This is a genomic window from Sagittula sp. MA-2, from assembly GCF_030126985.1.
In the GTDB taxonomy this organism is placed as follows: domain Bacteria; phylum Pseudomonadota; class Alphaproteobacteria; order Rhodobacterales; family Rhodobacteraceae; genus Sagittula.
This window is the reverse complement of record NZ_CP126148.1, coordinates 59,600-72,963: the sequence shown is the minus strand read 5'-3', so window position 1 is coordinate 72,963 and position 13,364 is coordinate 59,600. Positions and strand designations below refer to the sequence as shown.

At 61.2% G+C, this 13,364-nt stretch carries 14 protein-coding genes; 5 read left to right on the top strand and 9 right to left on the bottom strand.

The window, feature by feature from the left end; genetic code table 11:
* Nucleotides 1–45: 45 nt before the first annotated feature.
* From pcaF to QNI11_RS23855, 3 genes are read right to left on the bottom strand one after another with little or no spacing between them, the layout of a single operon-like run.
* A complete protein-coding gene (gene pcaF, locus QNI11_RS23865; protein WP_283983830.1) occupies nt 46–1,245 on the bottom strand; it encodes a 3-oxoadipyl-CoA thiolase in 1,200 nt (399 codons plus the stop codon).
* Nucleotides 1,246–1,938, bottom strand: a complete 693-nt coding sequence (locus QNI11_RS23860; protein ID WP_283983829.1) for a 3-oxoacid CoA-transferase subunit B — start codon at nt 1,936–1,938, stop codon at nt 1,246–1,248.
* Nucleotides 1,938–2,657, bottom strand: coding sequence for a 3-oxoacid CoA-transferase subunit A (locus QNI11_RS23855; protein WP_283983828.1), 720 nt, complete (start codon nt 2,655–2,657; stop codon nt 1,938–1,940). Before QNI11_RS23855 ends, QNI11_RS23860 begins: the two co-directional genes overlap by 1 nt.
* Before the next feature lie 104 nt (nt 2,658–2,761).
* Between QNI11_RS23855 and QNI11_RS23850 the strand changes: the two genes are divergently transcribed.
* Nucleotides 2,762–3,520 carry an IclR family transcriptional regulator C-terminal domain-containing protein gene (locus QNI11_RS23850; protein WP_283983827.1) on the top strand — a complete coding sequence of 253 codons (759 nt, stop codon included), beginning with the start codon at nt 2,762–2,764 and terminating at the stop codon, nt 3,518–3,520.
* Between the two features lie 47 nt (nt 3,521–3,567).
* On the opposite strand, the gene QNI11_RS23845 is transcribed toward QNI11_RS23850, so the two are convergent.
* Nucleotides 3,568–3,972, bottom strand: a complete 405-nt coding sequence (locus QNI11_RS23845; RefSeq protein ID WP_283983826.1) for a hypothetical protein — start codon at nt 3,970–3,972, stop codon at nt 3,568–3,570.
* A gap of 197 nt (nt 3,973–4,169) precedes the next feature.
* On the opposite strand from QNI11_RS23845, the gene QNI11_RS23840 reads away from it, so the two are divergent.
* The 3 genes from QNI11_RS23840 to QNI11_RS23830 are packed head-to-tail and all read left to right on the top strand — an operon-like array spanning nt 4,170 to nt 6,445.
* Nucleotides 4,170–4,493 (top strand): transposase, encoded by a 324-nt coding sequence (locus QNI11_RS23840; protein WP_283983825.1) that lies wholly within the window; start codon nt 4,170–4,172, stop codon nt 4,491–4,493.
* Complete coding sequence (tnpB, locus tag QNI11_RS23835) at nt 4,487–4,840, top strand: IS66 family insertion sequence element accessory protein TnpB (RefSeq protein ID WP_259969301.1); 354 nt, start codon at nt 4,487–4,489, stop codon at nt 4,838–4,840. The genes QNI11_RS23840 and tnpB overlap by 7 nt, the downstream gene beginning before the upstream one ends.
* 54 nt (nt 4,841–4,894) lie before the next feature.
* Complete coding sequence (locus QNI11_RS23830; RefSeq protein ID WP_283980626.1) at nt 4,895–6,445, top strand: IS66 family transposase; 1,551 nt, start codon at nt 4,895–4,897, stop codon at nt 6,443–6,445.
* On the opposite strand, the gene QNI11_RS23825 is transcribed toward QNI11_RS23830, so the two are convergent.
* From QNI11_RS23825 to QNI11_RS23810, 4 genes are all read right to left on the bottom strand, one after another.
* Nucleotides 6,388–7,317 carry an acyl-CoA dehydrogenase family protein gene (locus QNI11_RS23825; RefSeq protein ID WP_283983824.1) on the bottom strand — a complete coding sequence of 310 codons (930 nt, stop codon included), beginning with the start codon at nt 7,315–7,317 and terminating at the stop codon, nt 6,388–6,390. The two genes, QNI11_RS23830 and QNI11_RS23825, sit on opposite strands and share 58 nt — an antisense overlap.
* Before the next feature lie 318 nt (nt 7,318–7,635).
* Nucleotides 7,636–8,853 carry a hypothetical protein gene (locus tag QNI11_RS23820; protein WP_283983823.1) on the bottom strand — a complete coding sequence of 406 codons (1,218 nt, stop codon included), beginning with the start codon at nt 8,851–8,853 and terminating at the stop codon, nt 7,636–7,638.
* Nucleotides 8,854–9,096: 243 nt separating this feature from the next.
* The gene (locus tag QNI11_RS23815) at nt 9,097–9,519 is read right to left on the bottom strand and encodes an SRPBCC family protein (protein ID WP_283983949.1); all 423 of its coding nucleotides are present in this window, start codon (nt 9,517–9,519) and stop codon (nt 9,097–9,099) included.
* 310 nt (nt 9,520–9,829) lie between these two features.
* On the bottom strand, nt 9,830–11,053 hold the full coding sequence (locus QNI11_RS23810; RefSeq protein ID WP_283983822.1) for an MFS transporter: 1,224 nt from the start codon (nt 11,051–11,053) through the stop codon (nt 9,830–9,832).
* Nucleotides 11,054–11,377: 324 nt separating this feature from the next.
* Here QNI11_RS23810 and QNI11_RS23805 point away from each other — a divergent pair, with 324 nt between their 5' ends.
* Complete coding sequence (locus QNI11_RS23805) at nt 11,378–12,211, top strand: SDR family oxidoreductase (protein WP_283983821.1); 834 nt, start codon at nt 11,378–11,380, stop codon at nt 12,209–12,211.
* 136 nt (nt 12,212–12,347) lie between these two features.
* Here the strand turns inward: QNI11_RS23805 and QNI11_RS23800 are convergent, their stop codons facing one another.
* Entirely contained in the window at nt 12,348–13,352 is a 1,005-nt protein-coding gene (locus QNI11_RS23800; protein WP_283983820.1) for a saccharopine dehydrogenase NADP-binding domain-containing protein, read from the bottom strand.
* Nucleotides 13,353–13,364 lie beyond the last annotated feature (12 nt).

Sequence of the window (13,364 nt, the reverse complement as noted above, 5' to 3'; positions counted from 1 at the left end):
GCTACCCCTGTTTGCGGGCGGTCGCGCAGACCGCCCGCCATTGGCTCAGACCGCCTCAAGCGCGATTGCGATGCCCTGACCGACACCGATGCACATGGTCGACAGGGATCTTTCACCCGGCTTCAGATCCAGCATGGCGGTCCCGGTGATCCGCGCCCCCGACATGCCCAGCGGATGCCCCAGCGCAATCGCGCCACCGTTGCGGTTGACCCGCGCGTCATCGTCGGCAATGCCCAGATCGCGCAACGTGGCCAGCCCCTGCGAGGCAAAGGCCTCATTCAGTTCGATCACCGCAAAGTCGGCTTGAGTCAGCCCCAGTCGTGTCATCAGTTTGTGCGACGCAGGCGCCGGGCCAAAGCCCATGATGCGCGGCGCGACACCGGCGGTGGCGCCACCCAGAACCTTGGCAATCGGGGTCAGCCCGTGCTTTATTGCGGTTTCTTCGCTGGCCAGGATCAACGCCGCCGCCCCGTCATTGACACCCGAGGCGTTGCCCGCGGTGACGCTCCCATCCGGTTTGACGATGCTGCGCAGCTTCTGCAACGCCTCAAGCGTGGTCGAGGGCCGGGGGTGCTCATCCTCGGACACCACAATTGCATCGCCCTTGCGCTGCGGGATGGTGACCGGGGTGATCTCGCGCGCGAGGCGTCCGCTGGCCTGGGCCGCACCTGCGTTATGTTGCGAGCGTAGCGCGAACAGATCCTGATCGGCGCGGGAAATCCCGAAATCCTCGGCGACGTTTTCAGCCGTTTCGGGCATTGAATCTACGCCGTACAGGCTTTTCATCAGCGGATTGACAAAACGCCAGCCGATGGTCGTATCGTGGATCTCGGCGGCACGCGAATAGGCGGTTTCGGCCTTGGGCATCACGAAGGGCGCGCGCGACATGGATTCGACGCCGCCTGCGACGATCAGATCGGCCTCGCCAGCCCTGATCGCGCGGGCGGCGGTGATCACCGCGTCCATGCCGGACCCGCAAAGCCGGTTCATCGTCGTACCCGGCACGCAGTCCGGGTAGCCCGCCAGCAACAAGGACATGCGCGCCACGTTGCGGTTGTCTTCGCCGGCCTGGTTGGCGCAGCCAAAGATCACCTCGTCAATGGCGGACAGGTTCATCGACGGGTTGCGTTCCGCCAGTGCCCTGAGGGGGATGGCGCCCAGATCGTCGGCCCGCACAGAGGCAAGCGCGCCGCCGAAGCGGCCAATCGGCGTGCGGATATAGTCGCAGATGTAAACGTCCGTCATTCAAAGATCCTCGGGCACGACAAGGTCAGCGACCCCGCCATCTGTGTGCAGCGTTGCACCGGTTACGGATTGCAGTTCTTCCAGTGCCATGGCGGGCAGCTTTTCGCGCAGGATGAACCTTCCGCCTTCAATGTCGACGACGGCCAGAGAGGTGTAGACCCGTGTGACGCAACCGACGCCGGTCAGGGGAAAGGTGCAGGTCTCGACCAGCTTCGGCTTGCCGTCCTTCGTGACATGATCGGTGACAACTGCGACCCGCTTCGCCCCATGCACCAGATCCATCGCCCCGCCAACCGCAGGCACGCCTTTGGTCCCCACACGCCAGTTGGCCAGGTCGCCGTTCTGCGCCACTTGGTAGGCCCCAAGTACCGCAAGATCGAGATGCCCGCCACGCACCATCGCAAAGCTGTCGGCATGGTGGAAAAACGCGGCACCCGGGTTCAGCGTGATCGCCTTTTTCCCGGCATTGATGAGATCCCAGTCTTCCTGGCCCTCCTGTGGGGCCTTGCCGAACCCCAGCACGCCGTTTTCGGTGTGGTAGGTCACGTCGCGGCCTTCGGGCTGGAACTTGGCAATCATCTCGGGAAACCCGATGCCAAGGTTCACATAAGAGCCGTCTTCGATGTCTTGCGCCGCGCGCCAGGCGATCTGGGCATTGCTGAGCGCCACGTTGGAAAAGGTCAGATCGGACATCAGTAGATCACTCCCGTGCGCACAAGCACTTCTTCTTGCTGAGGATTTGCAACCTGCACCACCGCATCGACAAAGATGCCGGGCGTCACAACCTGCTCCGGGTCGATGCCTCCGGGGGCCACAAGATCAGACACCTGGGCGATGGTCTTGTCTGCGGCCATGGCCATCAGCGGATTGAAATTGCGCGCCGCCAAGCGATAGGTGAGGTTGCCGACCGTGTCGCCCGTCTGCCCCTTGATCAGGGCAAAATCCGCCCTGAGCCAGCGTTCTCTCACATACATCGTGCCGTCGAATTCCTCGGTCGGCTTGCCGTTTGCCAGTTCGGTGCCATACGAGGAGGGGGTGTAGAACGCCGGAATGCCCGCCCCCGCCGCGCGAATGCGTTCGGCAAGGGTGCCCTGCGGCACCAGTTCAAGCGCAATCTCGCCGGCCAGATATTTCTCGTTGAAAGCTTCGGCGTTCGAGCTGCGCGGGAAAGAGCAGATCATCTTTCCCACCATCCCCGCCTTGATCATCGCGGCGATGCCGATGCCGCCGTTCCCGGCGTTGTTATTGATCACGGTGATGTTTTTCGGGCTGCCGGTGGCGCGATAGCGGTCGATCAGCGCGTGGATCAGCTCGATCGGCGCGCCGGATCCTCCGAAGCCGCCAATCATGATCTGGGCGCCATCGGGGATTTCTGCGACAGCCGCGTCCACGCTTGGGATGGTTTTGTCCATGAAGCTCTCCTGTGTTGCGAAAGTCCTAGCCGGGAGAGGGGGAAAGGCCGAGTCCTTCTGTGCGTATCTTGACATTTGTTCGCTATGCATAACATGTTGTTTGCATGGCGAACAAATCCTCCAGTACGATCTCTTCCTTGGCCAAGGGGCTGCGCGTCTTTGAATGCTTCGGGGCGAATTCTCCGAAACTGTCGATCTCGGACGTGTCAAAACAGACCGGGCTGGATCGGGCGACCGCGCGGCGCTGCCTGTTGACGCTGCATCAGGAAGGGTACGCCGACTATGATGGCAAGTTTTTCACGCTGACGCCGCGCGCGTTGAGGCTGGGTCTGGGAGCGATTGCGTCGCTGCCCTTGCCGCAGCTCGTGCAGCCTTGGCTGGACCAGCTGACCGACCAGATCGGCGAAAGCTGTTCGGTGTCCATTCTGGACGGCACGTCCATCGTCTACCTGGCGCGGGCGGCACAAAAAAGGGTGATGTCCATCGGCCTTATGCCGGGTTCGCGCCTGCCGGCTCATTGTACATCGATGGGGCGGGTTCTTCTGGCGGCCTTGCCCCGGCCGGAAGCCGCGGCAATTGTCGAAGCTTCCGATCTAGCGCCGAGGACTGTATACAGCATCACCAACCCCGCCGATATCATGGCGCGGATCGACCAGGTCCGAACGCAAGGCTTTGCCGTCATTGATCAGGAGGTCGAGATCGGGCTGTGTTCGCTCGCCGTGCCGCTGGTCGACCAGCGGGGAAGGGTGGTCGCGGCGCTGAACACGGGGATGGCGGCGACGCCAGACCGCATCGATACGGCAATTGCCGAATTTCTTCCGAAACTTCTGGCGGTGCAGTCCGGGTTGAAGAGGGTTCTGTAAAGTGCATTTCGCCCCACCGCCCTTACGGCCGATGGGGCAGGGCAGGGTTACGCGGTCGCGAACCGTTCCTTGATCGTGCGATCCGCCAGCATCGCCGCAGTCCGCTCATAAGCAAGACCGGGATTGGTCCGTGCCATGGAAATATCGCGGAAGTAACGCTGAAGACGGTTCCCATCCTTGGCAGAAGTGCTGGTTCCGGCCGCAGTATACAGCAGGTCAATCGCGTCAGCAGAGAGCCGCGCCGCCTGTTGCAGACCGGCCTGTATGCGCATGTCGTCCACCTCGGTATATGCCGCCGGATCCTTGACGCCAGCCTCGCAGTAATCGAGGTAGGACTGCGCGCCCGAAATGACCGCATTGCGCGCCGCCTCAAGCAGCCCCAGGGCAAGGCCGTACGGGCGCATGTAGTCTCCCACGCCGCCGCCAGGCATCGGGCCGGCCGGGATGGCCATCTTCTTCCGGATCACGTTCTCGAACGTAAGCGCCGTCTGGACCCCACGTTGCTGCTGATGGCTTCGGCTGCGAGGTGATCTCCATCTCATGATGGGGAGTGCGTTTCGCAATGTGCGCTACAAATTCGTTTCTCAAATCGCTGGGGGTCGAGATCTATGCGTCGGGTCACCGCCGTTGGCCGGATGAGGCAAAGGCCTTGGCTGTCTCGATGACCCTGGAGGCTGGTGCCACGGTGAATGCCGTGGCGGAGCGGTTTGGCATTCTGCCCAATCAGCTCTCGGCTTGGCGACGAGAGGCCAAGCAAGGCAAGCTTGTGCTGCCTGCGGCCGAAGTCGAGGAACCTGTCTTTGCACCTCTCGTCGTTTGCGAGGTCGCCGAGGAGGAAGCGCATCCGAAGGTAGCATCGCAGGCGGCCCCGATCAGGATCATTCGGGGTGCTGTCGTGATCGAACTCGCGCATGACATCCCCGCGGCCCGCATTGCCGAGATCGTCCATGCGCTGGAGGCGCATCCATGCTGATGCCCTCGCAGGGCGTGCGGATCTTGGTGGCGACGAAGCCGGTCGACTTCCGCAAGGGGCATGACGGTCTGGCGGCGCTGGTCCAGTCGACGCTGGCCGAGGACCCGTTTACCGGCACCGTCTTTGTCTTCCGCTCGAAGCGGGCCGACCGGTTGAAGATCCTGTTCTGGGACGGCAGTGGGCTCGTGATGGCCTACAAACGACTGGAAGAAAGCACCTTCACCTGGCCCGCGATCCGCGACGGGGCCATGACGCTGAACCGGGCGCAGTTCGAAGCCCTGTTTGCCGGGTTGGACTGGCGTCGGGTGCGGTCTCTGGAGGTGCGACGACCGGCTGTGGCAGAGTGACTCGGCCTCGGGAATGCCCGGGCATCGGCGCCCCGAGCACGGTATAATTCGGCCATGCCCGACGCCCCGCCCATCGACCTGTCCGCGATCCCCGAGAGCCAGCGCGCCGCGGTCCTGGCGGTGCTGCAGGAGCGCGATGCGCTGAAGGAAGCGAACCGCCGGCTGGAGCATCTCGTGGCAGAGCTGAACCATGTCGTACATGGCAAGCGGTCCGAGAAGCTGAGCGAAGACGACCGGCAGCTGGCCTTCGAGGACCTGGAAACGGCCGTCGCCGAGGTCGAGACCCGCAAGGAGCAGGCCGCGCCATCCACCAGAACCCCGCGCCCGGCACGGCAGCGCAACCTCGGTCATCTGCCTGCGGACCTGCCGCGCATCGAGCGTGTCATCGAACCGGCGAGCCTCGATTGCCCGTGCGGCTGTGGCCGCATGCACCGGATCGGTGAGGACCGCACCGAGCGCCTCGACATCGTTCCGGCGCAGCTCCGCGTGCTGGTCGACATCCGGCCGAAGTATGCCTGCCGGATCTGCACGGACGGGGTCATCCAGGCGCCCGCCGCACCTTGGCTGATCGAAGGCGGGATGCCGACCGAGGGCGCCATCGCCCACGTGCTGGTCTCGAAGTTCGCGGATCACCTGCCGTTCTACCGCCAAAGCCAGATCCTGGCGCGCTCCGGCATCCAGGTCGACCGCAGCACCCTGGCGGACTGGGCCGGCACAGCAGCCTTCCACCTCGGTCCTGTCGCCGACCGGCTGGCCGAACATCTGAAGGGATCGACCAAGCTCTTCATGGATGAAACGACTGCCCCGGTGCTCGATCCGGGACGAGGCCGAACCAAGACCGGCTACCTCTGGGCGCTTGCCCGGGATGACCGTGGATGGGGCGGAGAAGACCCGCCCGGTGTCGTGTTCACCTACCAGCCCAGTCGCGCAGGAGCGCATGCCGAGCAGATCCTGCAGGGCTTCGACGGCATCCTGCAACTGGATGGCTACACCGGTTACGATCGGCTGACGCGCCCGTCCCGCAAGGGCGGCGCGCCGATCACGGTTGCCCACTGCTGGGCACACGCTCGCCGCAAGCTGAAGGAAGTCTTCGACCGGGATGGATCGGAGATCGCTTCCGAGGGGCTGCGCCGGATCGCCGAACTCTACCGCATCGAGGCCGAGATCCGCGGCATGGGCCCGGGCCAACGTCTGTCCGCCCGCCAGGCCCGCAGCGCGCCTCTCGTCGCCGAGTTCGGTGACTGGCTGCAGGCACAGCGCTTGCGCATCTCGGCCAAGTCGCGCCTCGGCGAGAAGCTGACCTACATCCATCGCCAGTGGGGCGGTCTGCAGACCTTCCTCCACGACGGCCGCGTCGAGATCGACTCCAATGCCGTCGAGAACCTGATCCGACCGATCGCGTTGACGAGAAAGAACGCTCTCTTCGCCGGCCATGATGAAGGCGGCCGCACATGGGCCCGCATCGCCTCCCTGATCGCCACCGCGAAGATAAATGGCGTGGAGCCCTTCGCCTATCTGCGGACGACCCTCGAAGCCATCGCCGCCGGTCACCCGGACAGCAGGATCGACGAGTTGCTGCCTTGGAACTTCAACCCGTCAAGCTGATCCCGCGTGCGGCGCAGACAGCGCTTACTCTCGAACTCATCCAGCGCCGCATATCCGATCCCGACAAGGATCGACGTGATCTCGGTCTGGAAAAAGCCGAACATGCGGCCGGAATACATGGAGTTCCCATGAAGGTGGTAGCCTTCGGTTCCGCCGTCGATATTGATGGCAAAGAGGTTCTGCTTGACCACCAGCTCCTTCGGGACGATGGCCTTGTCCACCCGGATGCTGTTCGATCCGCTGGCTTTGAGACCGATGAAGCCACGCCAGTTGTCCAGCATCTCCCATTGATCGCGCGGCACGACGGCGGTGCCGATAACAGGCTTGCCGTCCGAGTTCTTCTCGATGATCCGAACGCCGAAGATCGCCCAATTGCTGTGCGGCGAGCCGGAACAGTAGTCCCAGGTGCCTTCGATGATCCAGCCATCGTCGGTTTCGGTCGCAGTTCCCGACGGAACGGCGCGGGCGGGTGCTGCGAATTCTCCGTCCGTTCCGAACATGATATCTTGTCCGGCCTTGGGATAGATCCCCGCAACGTTCAGCGCATGGGCGGAGGCAAGGCACAGGCCCCAGCCGGTGCCCGGACAGCCACGCGCAATTTCCATGATGACGCGCGCGAATACGGTCAGATCGAATTCATAACCGCCGTACATTTTGGGTTGAAGCACGCGGTAGAAGCCCGCCTTGCGGAATCGTTCGTGCATTTCCAGAGAATAGCTTCCGCGGGCCTCACAATCCGCCTGATCCGCCAGCAGCAAAGGGCGCATTTCAACAGCGCGGCGGATCACCTCCTCACCGGTCAACCCCGGTTCTGGCTGCGGCAGATATCCCGCTATTGGCTGCGCGGCAGTCGTTTTCGAGACGGTATTCACAAATTATCCTCCCTATCAGGTATGGGCATATTTTCTTGCCAAAGCCCTGAGCAAACAAGGACGGGTCCGGGGGCGTCCGCTGCATGTACGTTTGGATTGAATATTGGAGGATGTGGCTTCCAACTCACTGAACGTTTGTGTGAGAGGGTGCGGACAATTCTGAAAGTTGAGCTCATAAAAGAAATTCACTCCCCGCATTTCTGCAGGGAATGATTTTCGTTCGATCTTCAGCCGCTTGAGCACTCTTAAATTGTCAGAGCCGGCAATTTCAAAAGTGCCGATTGGACTCGCTGACGGATGCGACGTCGCTGTCTGGCATCAGAACGTATATTCCAATCCGAACTCCCAGGCTGGGCCCCGATCAAGCGCATCGCGCCAGCCCAGATCGGGATCGGGAGAACCAGAATAAAAGCGATCCTTGCCGTTGCTTCCATTCAGCCCGGCATCATATCCAAGCAAGAGCCGCGTTTTGGGGGAGAGTTCATAAGCGGCTTCCATGGCCCAGTTCCCTTCGCTGTCGACGCTGAACCCGGTCTGCCATATATCGGTGCCAAACTTGAGCTGGCCGATATAGCTTTCGGTATGCTGTGGATCGCTGTCATCGAGGTAGGCTTCGAACGCTGCGCCGCGAAACAGCCCGAGATTCTTCGGTGACCAGTCGGCCAAAAGAACGGTCAAAGGATCCTTTTCATCACCCTTGCGCCATTCCCGAGTGCCGATGAGCAGAAGGTCGTATTGAGGCATGAACTTGATCAAGCGAAAGAACCGGTCGTCAAGATCGTTGGCGCCGACGGACACGGTTGCGAAGTCGAAGCGGTAGTTCAGGATGACCTGGGCCTGGGCCGGGGATTCGCCGCCAAAGACCGTCGCGGTTTCATCGCCTTCGAACGTCTGGCCTGATATGTGGTCGGTAAACGACAGATCGTGGTCATAAAGGATTTCGAGCCCGAAGCGATCATATTTGAATTCGTACTTGAAGTATCCGTCGGCGGGGATCGCATAGCCCGGGAACGCAAGCAAGGGCGCCACGCCGCCAACACAGCGGAAATTCGGGGCGATCAGGTGCCAGATAGACGTATTGTTTTCACTATATATTTCACCGTCGATCCACGGCGCATCTTCGCTGACACAGTTGCCTTCGGTTGTATAAGACAGTTTGCCATACTGGCCAAAATCGGCCCAGATCGTGTAGTCGTCGATGTAGGCGCTGGGGCCATTGACGGGAACGGCATAGGGGTTGTCCCCCTTGGCGATGAGATCGATATCGGTCGAAAATCCGATGGTGATTCCGTTGTGGAAATCGTAGGCGCCCTTCAGGTTGATGTCAGACCTGAGGATTGCGCCTTCCTGGCCATAGCCATCGCTTGAATATCCCACGAAGGCGGTTCCCGAGACTTCTATCTCACCGAAGGTCAACGGCGGACTGTCTAGGCCCGGTGCGGCTTGGGGCGGCGCGCCGCCCGGCATATTCTGCGCGACTGCGGAAACTGGCAGCGCCAAGCCACACGATATCATTACTCCAAAGAGCTTATTCATACGTCCCTCCCTGTTTTTTATTTTCGCCCGATGTGGATCTTCCCTGAATTGATCGAGCGATTGTTTGTTTTTTGAGATGGCAGATGAAATCTATCGTCGCCGCCGCTGATGGACGTGGCGAGTGAGATCGATCTGCTTATTTCGCGTCTTCAAATGCACCGCGGTTATCTTGGTTCAGTCGGCATGCGCGAAGCATACCGACTGAAATTCTTGTGATCTCGCGGTACGCGCCTGAGATATATATCAGGCGGCGGCGCCGAATTTCTCGGTGAGACCCTCAAGTGCACCGGTGATGTCTGCGCCTATACCCTTTTCCGCCATCGGGCGAATCTCTTCAGGGACTTCGACTTCGATGCTGTATTCAACCTCGGAATTTTCGCCCGCACCGCTGACCATGAACTTTGCGAGAAACCCTTCAAGGCTGGGCGCGCCGGGGGCGGTCGGCTGGCCGGGCACCATCTCGTATGCCAGCACGCGCGATTCATCGTCCAGGACCGCAATACGGTCCAGCACCGTGTTGCCACGCTTCATCTGAACAACACGTTCGCCTTCATTCGGACCTTTCTCGGTCGAAACGATATGCGGCTGCCATTCTTCAAAATTGTAAAAGTCCCGAATATAATCCCAAACAACATCGGCGCTTGCCGCAAGCTTGACGGTCTGCATCACCTTCACGGTAATTCTCCTCACTTTGTTATCAAAACGCAAAGCCAGAAACTTTCGATTTTCTCAATAGTTTTGGTCGCGCTTCCTGAACAAATTAGAAGTATTTCTTGTGGGCGCAAAGCGCACTGTCGCGCAAGTCCGCTGTGCGTACGGAATAAAAGGTTCGATATTCAGAATCGTAGCTCATCGAGAATGCATCCTGAGCAGGATCCAGAGATGCTCTGCCGCTGTAAAATCAAAAGCGCAGCATGGCTTTCACTAGCTGCGCTTTTCTCGGATCTTTTTAATGCCTGTTTAGGAACAATGATCCTCAGGCACGTGCGGGAAACAGCCTCCCGGTGACCAGCAATATAAATGCAGCCAATGTATTCAATGCAACCAGTGCCATCACCATGGGCATGTAGGTGTGCAAGGTTTCAAAGACATACCCGCCGATGAAGGGCGAACTTGCTGCGATCAGAGTTTCCAAGCAGAGCGTGATCCCGATCGCGGCGGGAAACTTTTCAGGTGCCACACATTTGCTGAGCAGTGCCATGGTGCCGACCTGCACGGCTCCGAAGCCCGCGCCCAAGAACACCGGATACGTAAACAGAAGGATGGTCGTGTTCGCATTGACCAGCAAAACAAGCCCGAGGGCAAAGCAAATGCCGCCGCCGGCCAAAATGCGCCTGATACCATATTTCTGCGTGAATGTTCCGATCACGAAGTTGCCCAGCAAGGTGGACGCGGCCATCACCCCCAGAGACTTCGACGCCAAAGATGCCGGATGTCCGAAGTCGTTGAGAAGCGTCAAGCCATGCGCGATATACATCGAACTGCTGGCGCCTGCGACGACGATGGTGAAGATCACGATCCAGACCGGAATGGACTTGATGCCGCCGGAGCCCGTCGCCTCCACCGCAGGGCCGACCTGGGGCTCTGCGTCTGCCGCCGGAGCGTCGCGGATAACGAAGACAGAAAGAAGCAGCGCGATGACGCCGAGAATGGCGAACACGAACCAACCGCTGCGCCAATCGCCAGACGAACTGATCGCGCCACTGACCAAGGGAGTGGCGATAAACCCGCCGACGCCCATCGTTGCATAAAGAATGGCGAAGGGGCGGGCCCGATCTTCCTTGTACCACCCGGCCACACAGGTCTGGTTGGCGACAAAGCCGCCCGCGCTCATGGCAAGGCCGAACACGATGCCAAAGGTCAGCACGGCGGGCACAACGCTGTTCACCAGTAGCGCCATGGCCAGCGCGCCGACGATCATCAGGACACTGCCGCCGATCAGCGTGGCCCGTGCGCCGACCCGGCCGACGAATGCGCCCATCAGAGGGGCAGTCAGGCCCGTGACGATCATGTTGACCGACACGAGCAGGCCCAGAAGAGTGCGCTCTGCCCCCATCTGCGAAACCATCTCCGTGTTGATCACGCTGGCGCCGTAGATCGGAAACGCCGCATTGATGCACAGGATGAACGAGCAAGCCGTCAGGATCTGCCAGGGCTTGCGGGTCACTTCCGCTGTTTCGTTGTGTATGATGTCCGTCACGCGTTTCCTCCCTGCTGACCGGATCTGATGACGTGGAACCGGCCCTGTTCTTGGTCTTCGCAGCAGTATGTGTGCGCTTGTGCGTTTTCGCAGCCGCGCCCGCGACTTTGTCCGCGTCGTGTACATGTCGCTCAATTTGTACGCTCTGCGGACTGGGTTAGGTCAGAGGTTGCCCGTCTTTGCGTGTCTTCGCCATCTGGGCCGCAGGAGTGTTGCAAAAAGCAAGGGATTTATAAGCCGCCGGTAAGATCCGGGTGCGCGAGGGCCCTCCGGGCCATGCGTCGCGGTTTTTCCCGTTGATGCAACGATATCGAGGGACGACAGATGACCATGAGCTTTGAAAACAAGACCGTCCTCATCACGGGCGGCGCAACGGGCATCGGCCTTGCGACCGCTCGTCGCCTGACCGACCTTGGCGCCAACATCGTGATCGCCGATGTGAACGGCGCCGGGGCCGAGGCTGCGGCGCGCGGTCTTCCGGGCGGCCGGGCTCACGGGTTTCGCTGCGATGTTCGAGACGACGGCGAGGTTGCCGCGCTGCACGAGGCTGTCATGGACATCTGCGACGGGGTAGACATTCTGATCAACAATGCCGCGCGACCGCCCGTTACGGGACCTCTGTTAGAGACTGAGATCGAGTTGTGGCGACAGGCGCTCGAGGTGAATGTTCTGGGTTATGTGCGCATGATCCGCGCGTTCGTGCCGGAAATGCTGGCCCGGCGCAGCGGCCATATCGTCAATACGTCTTCGGGGCTGGCGTTGCTGCCCGACCCGCCGATCCGCTTCATGGGGCCTTATATCGCCTCGAAGGGCGCGCAGCTTTCGATGAGCTATGCGTTTGCCCATGCACTTGCGGATACCGGCGTCAGCATATCGGTGTTCTGTCCCGGCGTGACCGCCGCGTCGGACCGCGACGGCGCCCCGCCGCCCCCGGCGCCCGGAGGGCCGACGCTGGCCGATTTTCAGTTCGGTGTGCCGTCCCGGCGCGCGCAGGCGATCAGCGCAGAAGAGGCCGCGCAAATTCTGATCGACGGAGTGCGGAACAAGGACTTCCTGACCTGCTCGCAGGCAGGTTATCTTCCGGATCTTGTGGCATTTACGCAAAGCAATCTTGACCCGCGCTCCATCGTCCGCGAGGCGTTGGCTAAAATGCTCTGACAGCGTGCGTGGTCGTGGCGCTCCCGTGACCAACCTGGCCCATAATGCTTCCTTCCATTCCTGAGACAGGATCACACCATCAAACCGTGGGATCAAACACCTAGCCCGCACATATCCGTACGACAGACAGATTCCCTCATTCTTTTGCGCCGGAGTACGAGACATGCTGGGCAGACAATGCCCCAGCAATATCCGGCAGGCGCAACAAATCATCGATATGCCTTACGCCCTGTCCCTGCATGTCCTCGGCCCGTATCGCTATTTCTGCGGCGACCTGTGCCGTGATCTCGGCCTCCTCGCGGCCCTCCAGGGTCAGGCGACATGCGGGTGCCTCGTCGTTTTTGGTGTAGGCCTCAACCACCAGCGCGGCCCGGTCGCTTCCGATCTTCAGAAAAGGCATGCCGACCGTCAGGGCCTTTCGCAGGGCAGGGCGTCCGGCCATCCACGCCAGCACTTTCAATGTCAGAGGTGAAATGAGCGGTGAAGCCAGGGCCAGCCGTGTCTCTACCTTCGGGAAACCACGACGCATCAGGCTGTGTTGATCGGAAAAGTCGAACGGGATCGTTGGCCGGGCGCGGCGGTCATGACCGAACCGCATTGGCTGAATGTCACCGGACGCAATCGGTGCCAGATTGCGCAAGGTCCAATCGATCGCCGCCGGACCATGGCTGTCGCCCAGTCCCAGCAGGACGCCGATACGAAAACGGATCGCCTCGGGGCACTGGGCGCGCGCCTCCTGCACCAGAAGATTGGTCAGTCCGGGCGCCAGACCGACCGACAGCACCGCAAGCGTGCGCTGCTCCCGCGCCAGCCCATCCAGCTCTTCTATCCGGCGCAGCACCGCGTCGGTTGCCGAGATGTCGATGTAGCGTGCGCCGCGCTCCAGAACCGCCCGCGCCAGATCGGCCGACGGCGTGTCGAGGCAACAGATCACGACCGTGGCCGTCGAAAGGGGCTCCGCCCAGCTTCCGGGGTGGTCGAGATCCAGCACTGTCCCCTCGCAACCCAGCCGTGCCGCCACGGTCGCCGCCTTTGCACCGTCGCGCCCGGCCAGCGTCACCGTCCTGCCGGCCGCCACGAGCCGTCGCGCAATCTTCTGCCCCACGTGGCCATAGCCACCAATTATCAGTATCCGTTTCATGTCATGTTCCCT

What these genes read in the sequence shown, in the direction of transcription:
- QNI11_RS23850 (WP_283983827.1), top strand. Translation starts at nt 2,762, where the DNA reads ATGGCGAACAAATCCTCCAGTACGATCTCTTCCTTGGCCAAGGGGCTG.
- QNI11_RS23830 (WP_283980626.1), top strand. Translation starts at nt 4,895, where the DNA reads ATGCCCGACGCCCCGCCCATCGACCTGTCCGCGATCCCCGAGAGCCAG.
- QNI11_RS23860 (WP_283983829.1), bottom strand. Translation starts at nt 1,938, where the DNA reads ATGTCCGATCTGACCTTTTCCAACGTGGCGCTCAGCAATGCCCAGATC.
- tnpB (WP_259969301.1), top strand. Translation starts at nt 4,487, where the DNA reads ATGCTGATGCCCTCGCAGGGCGTGCGGATCTTGGTGGCGACGAAGCCG.
- QNI11_RS23820 (WP_283983823.1), bottom strand. Translation starts at nt 8,853, where the DNA reads ATGAATAAGCTCTTTGGAGTAATGATATCGTGTGGCTTGGCGCTGCCA.
- pcaF (WP_283983830.1), bottom strand. Translation starts at nt 1,245, where the DNA reads ATGACGGACGTTTACATCTGCGACTATATCCGCACGCCGATTGGCCGC.
- QNI11_RS23845 (WP_283983826.1), bottom strand. Translation starts at nt 3,972, where the DNA reads ATGGCCATCCCGGCCGGCCCGATGCCTGGCGGCGGCGTGGGAGACTAC.
- QNI11_RS23855 (WP_283983828.1), bottom strand. Translation starts at nt 2,657, where the DNA reads ATGGACAAAACCATCCCAAGCGTGGACGCGGCTGTCGCAGAAATCCCC.
- QNI11_RS23800 (WP_283983820.1), bottom strand. Translation starts at nt 13,352, where the DNA reads ATGAAACGGATACTGATAATTGGTGGCTATGGCCACGTGGGGCAGAAG.
- QNI11_RS23805 (WP_283983821.1), top strand. Translation starts at nt 11,378, where the DNA reads ATGACCATGAGCTTTGAAAACAAGACCGTCCTCATCACGGGCGGCGCA.
- QNI11_RS23815 (WP_283983949.1), bottom strand. Translation starts at nt 9,519, where the DNA reads ATGCAGACCGTCAAGCTTGCGGCAAGCGCCGATGTTGTTTGGGATTAT.